Consider the following 16,933-nt stretch of genomic DNA (forward strand, 5'->3'; position numbering starts at 1 on the left):
AGAGGCTTCTAGGGTGAGCCGCTTTTATCCCGGCGGATTCTCTGCCGGGATAAAAGCGGCTGGAGTTTCCAATAACTGAGGATGATGGCGCTCTTCAGCAGGGCGTTTGACTCAAGAGCGCTTGCTGTCCAGTTGATCCAGTTTGCCTACCAGGTCCTCAGCGCGCAGGTGCGTGTAGCGCTTGAGCATCTGCATCGATTTGTGCCCGCTGATGGCGGATACCTCTTGGTCGGATAGGCCACCCTCGACCAATCGGCTTACTGCCTCATGGCGCAGATCGTGGAAGCGCAGATCAGGCATGCCTAGCTTGGTCTTCAGCAAGCCCCATGTTTTGGTGAATGCGTAAGGGCTTCGTTTACCGTTTTTGCCTGGTTCGCCAAAGAACACCAAATCGCAGTCGATGGGGCGAACCGGGTTGTTCAGCGCTGCCTGGAAAGTCTCTGTAGCCCACTTGCTGAGCGGAACAGTGCGCGCGCTGTCATTCTTGGTGTCTGAGAGGCGCGCCACGCGCTTGTTCATATCGACCTGGTGTCTGCGCAGGGACGTGATCTCTGACGAGCGCATGCCGGTCTCAAGTGCGATGCGGACAATCCAGCCCAGCATGGGATTGCTGTGATTGTTTACGGCCGCCAGTAGGCGACGTTCTTCTTCTACAGATAATCTACGGTCGCGGCCTTCACCGGGGCTTGGTTTGCGGATGTTCAGCACCGGGTTGAAGCTGAGGCCCAATCCCCACTCCTGAATGGCCACGGTAAAAAGGTGGCTGAGCAGCGCCAGTTCCAGTCGGACAGTGTTATTGCTTGTGGGCTTGCCGCGATTGGTAATTGTGGCCAGTCGAGTATCTCGGTAGCCGGCGATGATCTCGGCGGAGAGGGCCGCCATGGAGTATTTACCAAGGTGGTTGATCAGTTGTTGGGCTTTGGTAGCTTCGGCGCGCTGAGTGGTCGGCTTCTTCGTGGGGCTGACTTCACGGATGTAGCGTTTTAGTGCCATTTCCAAGGTCATGCGCTCGGAGCCACTGCGCTGGATGTAAACGCCCCTGACCATTTCGTCTTCTGTGCGGCGCGCCCAGTCTTCGGCATCGCGCTTAGTGCGGAAGGTTTTGGTGTTGGTCGGCCAGCCAGTTTTACGCACCAGGGCTTTCCACGTGCCGGCAGCCGTTTTGACGAGGGTAGCCATGTTTTTTCTACTCCAAAGGCTTGCCGTTGTAACGGCACTGTACTGAATTTGTACCTTTGGACTATAGGACTGGTCTAGCAGTTTTTGTAGCAGGCATGAAAAAGCCGCGCAATGCGCGGCTTTGAGTATGGTGGGCCCACACGGACTTGAACCGTGGACCAAAGGATTATGAGTCCTCTGCTCTAACCAACTGAGCTATAGGCCCTCAGTAGGCCGCGGATTATAGCGACGGTTTCTCGGCTGTGCTATCCGAAAAGTCTGAAATGGCTATACGAAGAAACGTCGCGGCAAATTCTTCCGGTGGCAAGGGCAGGCTGACGATGTAGCCCTGGATCTGTTCACAGCCTTCGGCAGCGAGGAATTGCTGCTGTGCGAGGGTTTCCACGCCCTCGGCAATGATGGTGAATTGCATGCTGCGGCCCAGAGCGATAATGGCGCGAACGATGGCTGCGTCGTGGGGATCATCCGGCAGGCCGCGGACGAAAGACTGGTCGATCTTGAGAATGTCCAGTGGCAGACGTTTGAGGTAACTCAGGGACGAGTAACCGGTGCCGAAGTCGTCGATCGCCAGTTGCACGCCCAGGTGCTTGAGTTGATGCAGCACTGCCAGCGCTTCTTCAGCCTGGCTCATGATGAAGTTTTCAGTAATTTCCAGTTGCAGGAAACCGGGTTTGAGACGGTTGTCCTTGAGCAATTGTTCGATCCGACCGAGCAGGTTCGGCTGGCGCAATTGAGCGCCCGCGAGGTTGACCGACAGCGGGCCGACGGGTTCGTAAATCTGATTCCACTCGAACATCTGCCGGCAGGCGGTTTCGAGAACCCAATCGCCGATTTGCAGGATCATGCCGTTTTCTTCGGCCAGCGGAATGAAATGCTCCGGCGGCACATCGCCGAAGGTCGGGTGGCGCCAGCGAATGAGCGCTTCTGCGCCGACCAGGCGATTGTCGACCAAGCTGATCTTCGGCTGATAATGGAGGTGCAGTTCGTTGCGCTCGATAGCGCGTCGCAGCTCATGTTCCAGTGCGACACGCTCGCTGGCTTGAGCAGTGAGGTCGCGGGTGTAGCTTTCGACCCGGTTGCGACCCTTGGCCTTTGAGCGGTACATCGCCGCATCGGCGTTCTTGACCAGCGTGGCGACGTCGCAGCCATCCTTGGGATACAGGCTGGTGCCGATACTGGCGCTGATAAAAAACTCATGTTCACCAGCCTGGAACGGTGCGCCGAAGCAATTGAGCAATTTGGTCGCGATATTGTCGGCGTCACTGGATTGCTGCAGCCCGGGCAGCAGGATGATGAATTCGTCGCCGCCCAGGCGCGCCACGGTGTCGATGTCGCGCAACTGCTCCTTGAGGCGCACGGCAATGCCCTTGAGCAGCAGGTCACCGACCGGGTGACCCAGGCTGTCGTTGATGTGTTTGAAACGGTCCAGGTCCAGGAACAGCACCGCGCCCTGGCCGCCGTTTTCCTGTTGGTTGTTGAGCGCAGTCAGCAATCGGCTCTCGAACAGCGTGCGATTTGGCAGCCCGGTCAGCGGGTCGTGGTGTGCCTGGTAATCGAGCTTGGCCTGGGCGTGTTTGAGGCTGGAAATGTCCGCGAACACCGCGACAAAATGGGTGACGAATCTGTCTCGGTTGCGCACCGCACTGATGGTCAGCCAGCTCGGATAGAGCTCGCCATTCTTGCGCCGGTTGGAAATTTCGCCCTGCCAATGACCTTCGGCGGTCAGTTGATGCCACATGGCGGCATAAAACGCGCTGTCGTGCAGGCCCGAGGCGAGCAGGCGAGGGGTGTGGCCCAATGCTTCGCTCTCGCTGTAGCCGGTGATTTCGGTAAACGCACGGTTGACCGCGCTGATGTGCTGTTGAGTGTCGGTGATCAATACACCTTCGGCGGTGCTCTCGAATACCGTGGCAGCCTGTTGCAGTTTCTCCTGCATCAGGTGTCGCTCGGTGATGTCCCGGGCGATGGTCAGCATGCAATCTTCATCGCCGATCGGTAGCGGACGGCTGGACACCTCGCAGAGGCGAATCTGTCCGTCGCTGCGGCGTATATGGCAACTGAAGTCGCGGACGAATCCGTCCCGATGCAGCAGATCGAGCATCTGTTTGCGTTCGTTGAGATTGACCCAGATTCCCAGTTCGAGGACAGAGCGATCCACGGACATCGCGCTGTTGAAACCGGTAATGCGACTGAAACCTTCGTTGACCTCAATCAGTAAACCGTCGCTCTGCCGTGACAATAGCAAGCCGTCGGGTGAGGCATGGAAGGCCTTGGCGAATTTCTCTTCGGAGGTTTGCAGCTGTTGCTGGGTTTCCTTGAGCTGGCTGATGTCCCGCACGACCACTACCAGCGCCGGGGTTGTATCGAGGTCGAACGGTTCAGCGGAGATCAGGCCGGTAAACACTTGGCCATTGTTGCGGCGAAAGGGCATCTCCAGGTTACGGATGCTGCCGGCCTGCAACCGTTGCAACAAGCCTGGCCCGACGCCGGGTATGCCCCAGATGTTCAGGTCGGTGGCCGTCTGGCCGATGACGTCTTCGGCCTTGAGGCCGATCTGTTCTTCGAACGCTTCGTTGACCTCCAGCAGGCAGCCGTCGGAGAGTCGTGCGATGACCAGAATGTCCGGGCATTGCTGGAACACCGAGGCGAACTTCTGTTCCGACAGGCGCAACGCCTCTTCGGTGCGCTTGGCTTCGCTGATGTCGATCATCAGCCCGCGCATCAGCGGTTCATGGCCGTGCTCGATCAGGCTGACGATATCGCGCACCCAAATGCAGCGGCCATCGGCGGTGATGACCCGGTAATCGAGGCTGTGATCGCGCCCGGCCAATACTTCGTGATCGCAGAAGGTCTGGGCGCGGGTCAGGTCGGCCGGGTGGATAATGTTGCGCCAGAAGCCCGGAATCAGCCAATGAGACAAGGGGTAGCCGAGCAGATCCTCGGCATGGGGCGACACATAGCTATAGGTGAAATCGCTGATCCGCGCTTCCCAGGCGATGGCCGAAAGGCTCTCCACCAGCCCGCGGTAATGGTATTCGCTGCTGCGCAGTTCTTGCTCCAGGTCGACCCGGCGGGAAATTTCTGAACTCAGCCGGCGGTTGATCCGGATAACCATCGCCAGCACGATGATCAGCAGCAGCAACCCCGGCAGACCGTACATCAGCAGATCGTTCCAGAATGTTCGATGATCGAGGACGTTGCCGACCCAGTGCTCCTGAATCTCATTGATTTCGTCCGGGGTCATGTCCGCCAGGACTTTATCCAGAATACCGACCAGTATCTTGTTGTCCCGGGGCACGCCCATCGCCAATTGATAGCGATAGGGGGTTTCACCGCTGACGTAGAGCCCGTCGAGCTTGAGCTGACGCAGGCTCCAGACGCTGGAGGCGAGATCACCGACCACCGCATCCACTTCATCGGTAGCCAGCGCCTGCAGCGCTGAGCTGACGTTAGGCATCGCCACCAGATTGAGGTCGGGATTGTGGGTGCGCAACAGCTCATGGGGGGCGTAGTTTTCCACCACGGCGACTTTCAGCCCGTACAGGTCTTCGAGTTTGCGTGGCTGGGGACCTCCGGCATGGGCAAGGATGACAATCGGAAAGTCCAGATAGGGGCGGGTGAATGACAGGTAAGTCTGGCGCTCCGGGGTCGACATGATGCCGGGCAACAGGTCCAGCTTGGCTTGTTTGGCCTGCTCCAGGACGACGGTCCAGCTGACGGGCTCGATGGGCGTGAGCTTGATGGCCAGGCGTTGACGGATCCGGTCGATATAGTCCGCCGCAAGGCCCTGATAGCGGCCCTGATCGTCGCGAAACTCGAAGGGTGGCCATGACGCATCGACTCCCAGGCGCAAGTTCGGGTGAGCCGCCAGCCAGCTACGTTCTTCGTCGCTCAGAGTCAGCGCGCCAGCCGTTGCGGTCCAGGTCAATAGCGACAGTAAAAAAAGCACGGTCGGCAGTCTGGGCATAACGGTCTCGTTATGGCTCGGGGAATGTTTCGAGTGTAGACGGGCAATTCGGAGGGAGGGAGGCGCGGGGGATTTAATCTGCAAAATGCAAAACCCCCGGCCTGGGCCGGGGGTTTTGTTGTTACTCGTCGAGGAAGGAGCGCAAATGCTCGCTTCTCGTCGGGTGGCGTAGCTTGCGCAGCGCCTTGGCTTCGATCTGACGAATCCGTTCACGGGTCACGTCGAACTGCTTACCAACCTCCTCGAGGGTGTGGTCGGTATTCATGTCGATACCGAAGCGCATGCGCAGAACCTTGGCTTCACGGGCAGTGAGGCCGGAGAGAACTTCGCGAGTCGCTTCTTTAAGGCTCTCAACGGTAGCGACATCGATTGGCGACTGCATAGTCGAGTCTTCGATGAAGTCACCCAGGTGAGAGTCTTCGTCATCACCGATCGGGGTTTCCATGGAGATCGGCTCTTTAGCGATCTTCAATACCTTGCGGATCTTGTCCTCAGGCATTTCCATGCGTTCGCCCAGCTCTTCCGGGGTCGGTTCGCGACCCATTTCCTGCAACATCTGGCGGGAAATGCGGTTGAGCTTGTTGATCGTCTCGATCATGTGCACCGGAATACGGATGGTGCGGGCCTGGTCCGCGATCGAGCGAGTGATCGCTTGACGGATCCACCAGGTGGCATAAGTCGAGAACTTGTAGCCGCGGCGGTATTCGAATTTGTCTACCGCTTTCATCAAACCGATGTTGCCTTCCTGGATCAGATCGAGGAATTGCAGGCCACGGTTGGTGTACTTCTTGGCGATGGAGATCACCAGACGCAAGTTCGCTTCTACCATCTCTTTCTTCGCGCGGCGGGCCTTGGCCTCACCGATCGACATACGACGGTTGATGTCCTTGATCTCGGCGATCGTCAAACCGGTTTCGGTTTGCAGCGCGGTCAGCTTCTGCTGGCAACGAATGATGTCCGGTTGCAGGCGACCAATGGCTTCAGCGTATTTGCCTTTGCCTTTGGCGAGGCCGTCGGACCAGCTTTCGTCAACTTCGTTGCCCGGGAACTGGCGCAGGAAGTCGGCACGCGGCATGCGGGCATCACGAACGCAAAGTTGCATGATCGCGCGCTCTTGCTGACGCAGGCGATCCAGGGCACTGCGAACACGCTCGACCAGGCCTTCGAATTGCTTCGGAACCAGTTTGATCGGCATGAACAGCTCAGCCAGAAGCACCAGCTCGGCAATTGCCAGCTTGTTGCCACGACCGTGCTTTTTCAGCGCCTTGCGGGTGATTTCCATCTGATCGGAGACAGCGCCAAAGCGCTGAGCTGCGATGACCGGATCCGGACCGCTTTCGGCTTCTTCTTCGTCGTCGGTGCTGGCTTCAGCGTCGTCGTCGTCGGTGTCGTCGTCCGCTTTCACGGCTTTCGGGTCGACAGGCGGCGGCACTTCTGCAGCAGGCGGCGCAATGCCGTCGTCCGGGTCGATATAACCGCTCAGGACGTCGGACAGGCGGCCACCTTCGGTGGTGACGCGAGTGTATTCGGACAGAATGTGGTCAACCGTGCCAGGGAAGTGCGCAATTGCGCCCATCACTTCGCGGATGCCCTCTTCAATACGCTTGGCGATTTCAATTTCGCCTTCACGTGTGAGGAGCTCTACCGTACCCATTTCACGCATGTACATGCGCACTGGGTCGGTGGTGCGACCAATGTCGGTCTCGACCGCTGCCAACGCTGCTGCTGCCTCTTCGGCCGCGGCTTCGTCGGTATCGGCGTCGGCCAGCATAAGGGAATCCTTATCTGGCGCAACCTCGAATACGTTGATCCCCATGTCATTGATCATGCGGATGATGTCTTCCACCTGTTCCGGATCTGAAATATCCTCCGGCAGGTGGTCGTTGACCTCCGCGTAAGTCAGGTAACCCTGCTCACGACCAAGTGTGATCAACTCTTTGATACGAGACTGCTGTTGCGCTTTTCCGGACATAACACCCTATCCACTGAAGGTCTTGGCGGGCAAAAAACAAGCCGAGGATTATACCTGAGCTATGACCTCACGCGCCAGTTGAGGTCGGGCTTGTTGCGGAAACATTGCGACTTAATAGGTCGCGCAGTTGATTTTTCTCTTCGGCACTCAGTTCACTTTGACGTGCTTTCCTGAGAAGTTGTTCCAGGTTTCGCTCGCGTTGGCGGGCTGACAAGCTAGTAATGGTGTCGAAAAACTGTTGTTCAAGGTTATCTCCGTCAATCAGCCATTCCTTTTCCGCCAGCGCCTTGAGCAAACGTCCTTGCTCCGTACCGTGCCAGCGTGCAATCAACTGAAATGAGTTTAGCTTGGGATTCTTCTGTACGGCTTCGAGAAGGGCCACCAGTAATTGCGTGTTGGTGTGATCCTCGGCAGCAAAGTGCCCGGCATCCTCGACTTTCTCGGCCAATTGCGGGTGATGCAATAGTGTGCGCAAGGCGGCCAGGGTCGGCGGCTCTACAGCGGCCGGCACCCGTGGCGCGCGGGGTTGATCGTGATCACCACCGCGTTTGCCGTTTTTGTCCCACGGTTTTTTGTCCCATTTTTTTCCGCCGGCGCCGGGTTTCTTCGGTGTCCATTCCTGCTGCGGCGCATACATCTCTTGTGCCTGCGGCTGATGGTAGTCGCTGTAATCCGGCATGGCGTCGTAATCGATGCCCGGGTCGTACGCCGGCGGCGCTTCCTGGGGGGCGCTTTGTACCAGTTGGCTCACGGCTTCGCCGCTAAGCCCGGTAATTTCGGTCAGGCGCTGACGCATCAGGATGCGCAGGTTCGCCCCCGGGACTTTGTCGATCAGCGGCGCGGCGAGGGTGGCCATATGGGCCTTGCCTTCGAGCGAGCGTGGGTCCGATTCCTCGGTCAGCTGTTGAAAAAAATAGTCCGCTAATGGTTGGGCGTGCTGGTTGATCCGTGCGCGGAAGGCGTCAGTGCCTTCGGAGCGGACCAGCGTGTCCGGGTCTTCGCCTTCGGGGAGGAACAGAAAGCGTGCGCGCCGCCCGTCCTGCAGGCTCGGCAGCGCTGCCTCCAATGCCCGCCAGGCGGCATTTCGACCTGCCTGGTCGCCGTCGAAACAGAACAGAACGTTGGGCACGACGCGAAACAGGCGCTTCAAGTGCTCTTCGCTGGTGGCGGTGCCCAGGGTCGCGACAGCATTGCGCAGGCCTTGCTGGGCGAGGGCGATAACATCCATGTAGCCTTCGACGACGATGATTTCGTCGAGGTTGCGGTTGTTCTTGCGTGCTTCATAAAGGCCGTAGAGTTCCTGGCCCTTATGGAATACCGGGGTTTCCGGTGAATTCAGGTATTTCGGCTTGTCGTCGCCCAATACCCGGCCACCGAAGGCGATGATTCGCCCGCGGCTGTCGCGAATCGGGAACATCACGCGATCGCGGAAGCGGTCATAGCGTTTGCCGGTTTCGGCGTTCTCGATCAGCAGGCCGGCATCGATCATGGCTTTCTGTTGCAGGGTGTCGCTGCTCAAGTGCTTGAACAGATTGTCCCAGCCGGGCGGGGCAAAGCCGAGGCCGAAGTCACGGGCGATTTCGCCGGTCAGTCCGCGACCTTTCAAGTAATCCACCGCTGCTTTTCGCGATGGATGGCTTTTCAGTGCCTGGCGGTAAAAGTCGGCGGCGGCGGTGAGTAGCGGGTACAGCGGCGAATCGGTCGGCTGTCGCGGTTTGTGCGGCCGTCCGCTTTCTTCGCGGGGGATTTCCATGCCGGCGGCTTTGGCCAGTTCTTCGACCGCCTGGACGAAATCCAGATTGTCGTGGTCCATCATGAAGCCGAGGGCGTTGCCGCCAGCGCCGCAGCCAAAGCAATAATAGAACTGCTTGTCGGGGCTGACGCTGAAGGAGGGGGTTTTCTCTTTGTGAAACGGGCAGCAAGCGGTGTAATTCTTGCCGGCCTTTTTCATTTGCAGGCGCGAGCTGACCACATCGACGATGTCGGTGCGGTTCAGAAGGTCGTCAATGAAGCTCTGGGGAATTAGCCCGGCCATGGCGTTCTCGTCATCTGCGCTGCAATGAATCCGAAACGAAGAGCGGCTGAGCGCGGGTCGTTGTTTGAGGCGCGCAAAATGTGCGGCTCGACCAGTGTCGTCTGCGTAATCGCTGTCGGGAAGTGTATCTGCCGAAAATCCACTGACGTTAGTACCAATCAGTATTCGACTATTTGAAAGTGTTGCGCTGAAATCCGCTGCGGCCTGTCGATGGCCTCGGATAGCTCATAAGCTGGCACGCAAGAAGGTGCCTTGGGCTGATCGTCGTGAGAGGAATCAGTGGGTGTGCTCGTCAGTAGCCTTGGAAGGCTCGTCAGAAAAGACGTGCACCGCTGGCAAAAGAGCCAGGTCTGACGCTGTGAAGCAGATTTGTCTCGGTCGCGTGTGCGGCTTTGACGGTGAAGCATCAAGCGTTGTCCGCAAATGCCATTAGCCCGGCTGAGGGCCGGGCTTGGCAGAAGCTTGCTACGAACGTCTGTGTATTAGTACAGACGAACCGCGCGGCGCTGTTCGCGCTGAACTTTCTTGGCGTGACGCTTAACAGCGGCTGCTGCTTTGCGCTTACGCTCAGAAGTAGGCTTCTCGTAGAATTCGCGGCTACGAACTTCAGCCAGTACACCGGCTTTTTCGCAGGAGCGCTTGAAACGACGCAGAGCTACGTCGAAGGGTTCGTTCTCTTTTACTTTGACGGCTGGCATCCAGAGCTACCTTCATTCATTACCGGGGTCAACATCCTCGTGGCAAAAGAGCACTTGAAGACGTCGGTTTTTAAGGGTTGCGGATGTTAACTCCTCATCGACCGGAATGCAAAGCCTCTGATCGAAAACCGCTAGTCGGGGCATCCCATGGCGACTATTATGCGCGCCTTCGAATTCAGCCTAAACAAGGCGCAAACCCATGCTAGTACTGGGATTAGAAACCTCCTGCGACGAAACCGGTGTCGCATTATATGACAGTGAACGCGGCCTGCTGGCCGACGCGCTGTTCAGCCAGATCGACCTGCACCGCGCCTATGGCGGGGTCGTGCCGGAGCTGGCCTCGCGTGACCACGTCAAACGCATGCTGCCCTTGATTCGTCAGGTGTTGGCCGAAGCTGACTGTGTGCCGACCGAGATCGACGCCATCTCTTATACCGCGGGTCCTGGCCTGGTCGGTGCCTTGCTGGTGGGCGCCTCTTGCGCTCAGGCGCTGGCCTTCGCCTGGGGTATTCCGGCGCTGGGTGTGCACCACATGGAAGGTCACCTGCTGGCGCCGATGCTGGAGTCGCAGCCACCGGAATTCCCGTTCGTCGCTTTGTTGGTGTCTGGCGGTCATACGCAGCTGGTTCAGGTCGACGGGATCGGTCAATACACGCTCTTGGGCGAGACCCTCGACGATGCCGCCGGTGAAGCTTTTGACAAGACCGCGAAGATGATGGGGCTCAATTATCCGGGTGGTCCGGAAATCGCTCGGCTGGCAGAGCAAGGGGTTGCAGGACGTTTCACTTTCCCGCGCCCGATGTGCGACCGTCCAGGACTGGCTTTCAGTTTCAGTGGCTTGAAAACCTTCGCCCTGAACACCTGGCAGCAGAGCGTCAGCGCCGGGGACGACAGCGAGCAAGCCCGTTGCGACATCTCGCTGGCGTTCCAGCAGGCCGTGGTGGAGACTTTGACCATCAAGTGCAAGCGTGCCCTGAAACAGGCCGGTATGAAGCGTCTGGTGATCGCTGGCGGCGTCAGCGCCAACAAGGCACTGCGTACCTCACTGGAGAAGATGCTCGGCGACATGAAGGGCGATGTTTTTTATGCTCGTCCGGAGTTCTGCACCGACAACGGCGCGATGATTGCCTTTGCCGGCTGCCAGCGTTTGCAGGCCGGTCAGCATGAAAGCCTGGCAATCAGCGTGCAGGCGCGTTGGCCGATGGAGCAATTGTCGGCGCTGTGATGATGTGCGGGATGAGCCGCGCTCATGCCCGGTATTTAAAAATGCCGTTCGCGCCCGGCAAACAGGTCGCGTAGATTGCCCCGATGACGCCAGACGATCAGTCCCGTGAGTGCGCTCATGGGCAGCAGTGCCGCCGGTTCTTGCCAGGCCAGCAGCGGCAGGGTCAGCGGTGTGGCGATCAAGGCTGCCAGTGAGCTGGTGCGAGTCAGGTAGAACGTCAGCAGCCAGGCACAGACCGCCAGCAGTGCGGCGGGCGGGTAGAGGCCCAGCAGCATGCCGGCAGCGGTGGCGACACCCTTGCCGCCGCGGAAGCGAAAGTACAACGGGAACAGGTGGCCGATGACGGCACAGACGCCGATCCAGGCCTGTTCTTGAAGCGAAAGGCCCGCAACGCCGGCGATCAGTACGGGTAGCAGGCCTTTGAAGAGGTCCCCGATCAAGGTCAGGACGGCGAGTTTTTTGCCGGCCAGGCGCAACATGTTGGTGGCGCCGGCATTGCCCGAGCCACTCATTCGCGGATCGGGGTTACCGGTCAGGCGGCTGAGCAAAATGGCGAAGGACAGAGAGCCGAGCAGGTAGGCGAGGGTCGCCAGTAACCAAAACATGCTAACTATTCCGGGCGAGGACGCCCTGATTCTAACGGCGCATTGCGCCCTTGTCGTGCAGCGGAGAAAAGTGCTTGGACAGAGTGTTTATCGAGGGCCTGGAAGTCGACACCGTGATTGGTGCCTACGACTGGGAGCGAGGCATCCGACAGTGCTTGCGTCTTGATCTGAGCTTCGCCTGGGATAATCGCCCGGCCGCCGCCGGTGATGACCTGACGCTGGCGCTCGATTACGCCAGTGTGTCGTCGCGAATCCAGGCCTTTGCCGAGCAGGCGCAGTTCCAACTGGTCGAGACGTTCGCCGAGCGTCTGGCTGAAGTGCTGATGAGCGAATTCAACATCACCTGGATGCGCCTCAAGCTGACCAAGCCAGGCGCCATCCCGGCTGCCACGGGCGGTGTGGGCGTGGAGATCGAGCGCGGATGTCGCTGACTCAGGTGTTTCTCGGGCTCGGTAGCAATATCGAGCGCGAATCCCATTTGCAGGCTGGCCTGGAAGCCCTGGCAGGTTTCCTCGTGGATATACGCTGCTCGGCGGTGTTCGAAAGCCAGCCGGTGGGGATCAAGAGCGGGCCGTTCTTCAATTTTGTGGTGTCGGCTTTTACCGATTTGCCGCTGATTGAGCTGGATCGCCGGTTGAAATTCATCGAGGCGGACAACGGCCGTTATGCGCCGGATCGCAAGGGTTTGCCGCTGGATATCGACGTGCTGCTGTTCGGCGATCTGGTGGGCAACTTCGATGGCTTGATCCTGCCGCGGGCAGAAATTCTGAAAAATGCCTTCGTTCTGTGGCCGTTGTCGCTGATTGCACCGGATCGCGTGCATCCGGGGGTAGGCAAGAGTTTTGCGGCTTTGTGGCGCGAGGCACAGATTGATCAAGTGTTGGCGCCGGTGGCGTTCGAGTGGCGCGGTGAGCAGCTGACGCCCTCAGATTTGCTGTAAAGCAAAAGATCGCAGCCTTCGGCAGCTTCTACAGGATTGATGTGCGCCCCGTAGGAGCTGCCGAAGGCTGCGATCTTTTGCTCTTGCTTAGGCTTTTTCTTTGTAAGTCTTCAGCACCTTTAGTCGCTCTCGCTTGATCGCCTCGCCCAGCTCCGGCCCTTTGAATCCCTTCTCCAGCAACGGCTGAACTGCCACGGTCCGAGCAGCATTCGCCGCCCCCCGCAAATAATCAGCCTGTGGATAACTTCGCTGCTCCAGCCCTTTACGTCCACGCGCGTCCATCTCGCACGCGGCGATAAATTCCTCGAACCGCTGCGGCCGACGGTAAACGTCGAAACTCTGCAGCAACTCTAGCAACGTCGAAGGCTTCAGCTCCAGGGCGCGATGGCCGTGGGTGTGATATTCGCCCACCAGCAGAGCCAGTTCCTGACAGTCCTTCGGTGCCTTGAAGCGTTCGTTGACCGCTTTGATCAGCTTCAAGCCCTTGTGCTCGTGAGCAATGTGTCGCGGCCACTCCTCCTCGGGCGTCAGTCCCTTGCCGAGGTCGTGCAGCAGGCAGGCCCAGCGCACGGTGAGTGATTGTTTGTGCTGCGCCGCTTGCTCCAGCACGCTCAAGGTGTGCACGCCCGTGTCGATTTCCGGGTGGTGGGCCTCCGGTTGCGGTACGCCGAACAAGGCATCGACTTCCGGCATCAATACCTTGAGAGCGCCACACTCGCGCAGCACTTCGATGAACACCTGTGGCTGATCTTCCATCAGGGCGCGGGAAATTTCCTTCCAGCTGCGTTCGGCGGTCAAGGCTTCCAGCTCACCTGACTCGCTGAGTTGGCGCATCAGTTCCAGTGTCTCTGGCGCAACCGTGAAGCCGAGCCCCGCATAACGAGCAGCGAAGCGGGCAACACGCAAAACCCGGAGCGGATCTTCGGCGAACGCGGGGGAAACGTGACGAAGCAAGCGCGCCTCGAGATCGCGCTGGCCGTGGTAAGGATCGGTCAGGTTCTGCTGATCGTCTTCGGCCATGGCATTGATGGTCAGGTCACGACGGATCAGGTCTTCTTCGAGGGTGACTTCGGTGCTGGCGTGAAAGGTAAAGCCGCCGTAACCGCGTCCGCTTTTGCGCTCGGTCCGGGCGAGGGCGTATTCCTCACCGCTTTTGGGGTGAAGAAACACCGGGAAGTCCGCGCCCACCGGGCGAAAGCCCTTGGCGAGCATTTCTTCCGTGGTGGCGCCAACCACAACCCAGTCGATGTCGGTGACAGGCTTGCCCAGCAGGCGATCACGTACCGCGCCGCCGACTTTATAAATCTGCATAAAAAACCTCCGTTAGCCCGACAGAATAACCTTTGCGTCGAACCTCCGGAGGCAGAAACAGGATCAAAGATGGATGACAGCCAGGTCCAGTCGGCCGTAATCCCCCTCGGCGTGTTCACCTCTGGGTGGGACATGATGGACTTTCATCACCTGGTCGCCTTGCAGGGTTTCCAGGTGAATGTCGAAGCCCCAGAGGCGGTGCAGGTGTTTGAGCACTTCCTCGGTGGACTCGCCCAGCGGTTTGCGGTCGTGTTGCTGGTGACGCAAGGTCAGCGAGCGGTCACCACGCCGGTCGATGCTGTAGATCTGCACGTTGGGTTCACGATTGCCGAGGTTGTATTGCGCCGCCAGGGTTTCACGGATGATGCGGTAGCCACCTTCGTCATGAATGGCCGGGACCAGCAGATCGTCCTTCTGGTCGTCATCAAGAATGCTGAACAACTTCAGGTCACGGATCACCTGGGGTGACAGGTACTGCAGGATGAAACTCTCATCCTTGAAGCTGCTCATGGCGAACTTGATGCTCGACAGCCAGTCGGTGCCGGCAATCTCAGGGAACCAGCGGTAGTCCTCTTCGGTAGGGTGTTCACACATGCGGCGAATGTCCCGGTACATGGCAAAACCCAGGGTGTAGGGGTTGATGCCGTTGTAGTAGGGGCTGTCGAAGCCGGGTTGATAGACCACGCTGGTGTGGGACGTCAGAAACTCCATCATGAAGCCGTCGGTTACCAGGCCTTCGTCATACAGGTCGTTCATCAGGGTGTAATGCCAGAACGTGGCCCACCCTTCGTTCATCACCTGCGTCTGACGCTGTGGATAAAAATACTGAGCGATCTTGCGCACGATCCGCACGATTTCCCGCTGCCATGGCTCCAGCAGTGGTGCGTGTTTTTCGATGAAGTAGAGGATATTTTCCTGAGGTTCGGCGGGGAAGCGTGCGTTGTCCTTGTCGCTGTACTTGTCCGCACCTTTTGGAATGGTCCGCCACAGATCGTTGATCTGTTTCTGCAAATGCTCTTCCCGATCCTTTTGCCGGCGACGTTCTTCTTCGGCGGAAATCGGATATGGGCGTTTGTAGCGATCGACCCCGTAGTTCATCAGGGCGTGGCAGGAATCCAGCAGGTCTTCGACCGCGTCGATACCGTGGCGCTCTTCGCACTGCATGATGTATTGCTTGGCGAAGACCAGGTAATCGATGATCGAACTGGCGTCAGTCCAGGTGCGGAACAGGTAGTTGCCTTTGAAAAAGCTGTTATGTCCGTAGCAGGCATGGGCGACGACCAAAGCCTGCATGCAGATGGTGTTTTCTTCCATCAAATAGGCAATGCAGGGGTCCGAGTTGATCACGATCTCGTAGGCCAACCCCATCTGCCCACGGCTGTAGGATTTTTCGGTGCTGAGGAAGTGTTTGCCATAGGACCAATGGTGATAACCCAGCGGCATGCCGACGGAGGCGTAGGCGTCCATCATCTGCTCGGCGGTGATCACTTCGATCTGGTTAGGGTAAGTATCGAGCGCGTAGCGAGCCGCCAGACGACTGATTTCTTTGTCGTAGGCCTGAATCAGCTCGAACGTCCATTCGGAGCCGGTGGAAATGGGTTGGCGCTTCTGCTCTTTGGCGGTCATGTCACTAACCTGCGCTGGAAGAGTTCACGGAAGACCGGATAGATATCCCCGGCCGAGACCAGTTGTTGCTGGGCAAAAGTATCAGAGAAGGCTTCGGCGATGCGTTCATATTCGAACCACAAGGCCTGATGTTCGCGCGGGGTGATCTCAACGTAAGTGTAGTACTGCACGAACGGCATGATCTGGTTGATCAATATGTCGCGGCAGATTGGCGAGTCGTCGTTCCAGTTATCGCCGTCGGAGGCCTGGGCGGCATAGATGTTCCACTCATTGCTCGGATAGCGTTCGGCCATGATCTCCTGCATCAGTTTCAAGGCGCTGGAAACGATGGTGCCGCCAGTTTCCCGGGAGTAGAAAAACTCTTCTTCGTCCACTTCCCGGGCACTGGTGTGGTGGCGGATGAACACGACGTCGATCTTGTCGTAGTTACGCTTGAGAAACAGGTACAGCAGGATAAAGAAGCGCTTGGCGATGTCCTTGGTCGCTTGGGTCATGGAACCGGACACGTCCATCAGGCAGAACATCACCGCCTTGGAACTGGGGTTGGGTTGCTTGATGAGCAGGTTGTACTTGAGGTCGAAGGTGTCGAGAAACGGTACGCGATGGATGCGCGCACTGAGTTTTTCGATTTCTGCTTCGACTTCCTGAATATCGCCGAAGTTGTCTGGCTCATCACGCTTGAGTCGTAGCAGTTCTTCTTTGGCTTCGCGCAATTTTGCCCGGCTGCTGCCAGACAGGGCGATTCGCCGTGCATGGGCCGAGCGCAGGGTGCGGATGATGTTGATCCGCGACGGATTGCCCTCGTTACTGATCCCGGCACGAACGGTCTTGAAGGTGTCGGTGCCGGTCAGGTTACGTTTGACCAGGTTCGGCAGCTCAAGGTCCTCGAACATGAATTCGAGGAATTCCTCCTGGGTGATCTGGAAGACGAATTCGTCCATCCCTTCGCCCGAGTTGCCGGCCTTGCCGGGGCCTCTGCCACCGCCACCTCCGGGCGGGCGGGCAATGTGCTCGCCGCTGGTGAATTCCTTGTTGCCCGGGTGCACGACGGTCTGCTTGCCACCGCGACCGTGGTGAAGCACCGGCTCGTCAATGTCGCGACCGGGGATGCTGATCTGTTCACCGTGCTCCATATCGGTAATGGAGCGCCGGCTGACCGCCTCTTCGACAGCCTTTTTGATGTGATCACGGTAACGCCGCAGAAACCGCTGACGGTTCACCGTGCTCTTGTTCTTGCCATTGAGACGTCGGTCGATCACATAGCTCATGACTGCTCCTTAGAAGCTGTCCTGAAAGGGGCGAGCGGTTATGCAGCATCGACGGTGCCAAGGGATGTTCACGCTCCCCCAAGCGCTTTTGGACGCTGCCTGAACCT

12 protein-coding genes and 1 tRNA gene are annotated in these 16,933 nt (G+C 58.5%); 3 read left to right on the top strand and 10 right to left on the bottom strand.

What is annotated here, in order from left to right:
* Positions 1-111: 111 nt before the first annotated feature.
* From CUN63_RS15535 to rpsU, 6 genes are all read right to left on the bottom strand, one after another.
* On the bottom strand, positions 112-1,179 hold the full coding sequence (locus CUN63_RS15535) for a site-specific integrase (RefSeq protein ID WP_129440683.1): 1,068 nt from the start codon (positions 1,177-1,179) through the stop codon (positions 112-114).
* Positions 1,180-1,307: 128 nt separating this feature from the next.
* A tRNA-Ile gene (locus tag CUN63_RS15540) sits at positions 1,308-1,384 on the bottom strand.
* A 15-nt stretch (positions 1,385-1,399) separates the two neighbouring features.
* Complete coding sequence (locus CUN63_RS15545; RefSeq protein WP_129440685.1) at positions 1,400-5,146, bottom strand: EAL domain-containing protein; 3,747 nt, start codon at positions 5,144-5,146, stop codon at positions 1,400-1,402.
* A gap of 121 nt (positions 5,147-5,267) precedes the next feature.
* A complete protein-coding gene (gene rpoD, locus CUN63_RS15550; RefSeq protein ID WP_129440687.1) occupies positions 5,268-7,118 on the bottom strand; it encodes an RNA polymerase sigma factor RpoD in 1,851 nt (616 codons plus the stop codon).
* Positions 7,119-7,185: 67 nt separating this feature from the next.
* Complete coding sequence (gene dnaG / locus CUN63_RS15560) at positions 7,186-9,153, bottom strand: DNA primase (RefSeq protein ID WP_033056223.1); 1,968 nt, start codon at positions 9,151-9,153, stop codon at positions 7,186-7,188.
* Between the two features lie 482 nt (positions 9,154-9,635).
* Positions 9,636-9,851 (bottom strand): 30S ribosomal protein S21, encoded by a 216-nt coding sequence (rpsU, locus tag CUN63_RS15565; protein ID WP_002551877.1) that lies wholly within the window; start codon positions 9,849-9,851, stop codon positions 9,636-9,638.
* A gap of 199 nt (positions 9,852-10,050) precedes the next feature.
* Here rpsU and tsaD point away from each other — a divergent pair, with 199 nt between their 5' ends.
* Positions 10,051-11,076: a tRNA (adenosine(37)-N6)-threonylcarbamoyltransferase complex transferase subunit TsaD gene (gene tsaD, locus CUN63_RS15570; protein WP_129440689.1), complete on the top strand. Its 1,026-nt coding sequence runs from the start codon at positions 10,051-10,053 to the stop codon at positions 11,074-11,076.
* Positions 11,077-11,111: 35 nt separating this feature from the next.
* On the opposite strand, the gene plsY is transcribed toward tsaD, so the two are convergent.
* The gene (gene plsY, locus CUN63_RS15575) at positions 11,112-11,681 is read right to left on the bottom strand and encodes a glycerol-3-phosphate 1-O-acyltransferase PlsY (protein ID WP_129440691.1); all 570 of its coding nucleotides are present in this window, start codon (positions 11,679-11,681) and stop codon (positions 11,112-11,114) included.
* Positions 11,682-11,755: 74 nt separating this feature from the next.
* Here plsY and folB point away from each other — a divergent pair, with 74 nt between their 5' ends.
* Both folB and folK read left to right on the top strand, forming a co-directional pair.
* Positions 11,756-12,112: a dihydroneopterin aldolase gene (folB, locus tag CUN63_RS15580; protein ID WP_008008297.1), complete on the top strand. Its 357-nt coding sequence runs from the start codon at positions 11,756-11,758 to the stop codon at positions 12,110-12,112.
* Positions 12,103-12,621: a 2-amino-4-hydroxy-6-hydroxymethyldihydropteridine diphosphokinase gene (folK, locus tag CUN63_RS15585; protein WP_129440693.1), complete on the top strand. Its 519-nt coding sequence runs from the start codon at positions 12,103-12,105 to the stop codon at positions 12,619-12,621. Before folB ends, folK begins: the two co-directional genes overlap by 10 nt.
* 87 nt (positions 12,622-12,708) lie before the next feature.
* Here folK and CUN63_RS15590 read toward each other — a convergent pair whose 3' ends face one another.
* The 3 genes from CUN63_RS15590 to CUN63_RS15600 form a co-directional block, all read right to left on the bottom strand.
* On the bottom strand, positions 12,709-13,932 hold the full coding sequence (locus CUN63_RS15590; RefSeq protein ID WP_129440695.1) for a multifunctional CCA addition/repair protein: 1,224 nt from the start codon (positions 13,930-13,932) through the stop codon (positions 12,709-12,711).
* Between the two features lie 63 nt (positions 13,933-13,995).
* Positions 13,996-15,558 (bottom strand): SpoVR family protein, encoded by a 1,563-nt coding sequence (locus tag CUN63_RS15595; protein WP_129440697.1) that lies wholly within the window; start codon positions 15,556-15,558, stop codon positions 13,996-13,998.
* Positions 15,555-16,826: a YeaH/YhbH family protein gene (locus CUN63_RS15600; protein ID WP_033056219.1), complete on the bottom strand. Its 1,272-nt coding sequence runs from the start codon at positions 16,824-16,826 to the stop codon at positions 15,555-15,557. The genes CUN63_RS15595 and CUN63_RS15600 overlap by 4 nt, the downstream gene beginning before the upstream one ends.
* Positions 16,827-16,933: the final 107 nt, after the last annotated feature.

The sequence above is a fragment of the Pseudomonas sp. ACM7 genome, assembly GCF_004136015.1.
GTDB classification, from domain to species: domain Bacteria; phylum Pseudomonadota; class Gammaproteobacteria; order Pseudomonadales; family Pseudomonadaceae; genus Aquipseudomonas; species Aquipseudomonas frigoris.

Coding starts and splice junctions, on each gene's coding strand:
- CUN63_RS15535 (WP_129440683.1), bottom strand. CDS start 1,179: ATGGCTACCCTCGTCAAAACGGCTGCCGGCACGTGGAAAGCCCTGGTG.
- CUN63_RS15545 (WP_129440685.1), bottom strand. CDS start 5,146: ATGCCCAGACTGCCGACCGTGCTTTTTTTACTGTCGCTATTGACCTGG.
- rpoD (WP_129440687.1), bottom strand. CDS start 7,118: ATGTCCGGAAAAGCGCAACAGCAGTCTCGTATCAAAGAGTTGATCACA.
- dnaG (WP_033056223.1), bottom strand. CDS start 9,153: ATGGCCGGGCTAATTCCCCAGAGCTTCATTGACGACCTTCTGAACCGC.
- rpsU (WP_002551877.1), bottom strand. CDS start 9,851: ATGCCAGCCGTCAAAGTAAAAGAGAACGAACCCTTCGACGTAGCTCTG.
- tsaD (WP_129440689.1), top strand. CDS start 10,051: ATGCTAGTACTGGGATTAGAAACCTCCTGCGACGAAACCGGTGTCGCA.
- plsY (WP_129440691.1), bottom strand. CDS start 11,681: ATGTTTTGGTTACTGGCGACCCTCGCCTACCTGCTCGGCTCTCTGTCC.
- folK (WP_129440693.1), top strand. CDS start 12,103: ATGTCGCTGACTCAGGTGTTTCTCGGGCTCGGTAGCAATATCGAGCGC.
- CUN63_RS15590 (WP_129440695.1), bottom strand. CDS start 13,932: ATGCAGATTTATAAAGTCGGCGGCGCGGTACGTGATCGCCTGCTGGGC.
- CUN63_RS15595 (WP_129440697.1), bottom strand. CDS start 15,558: ATGACCGCCAAAGAGCAGAAGCGCCAACCCATTTCCACCGGCTCCGAA.
- CUN63_RS15600 (WP_033056219.1), bottom strand. CDS start 16,826: ATGAGCTATGTGATCGACCGACGTCTCAATGGCAAGAACAAGAGCACG.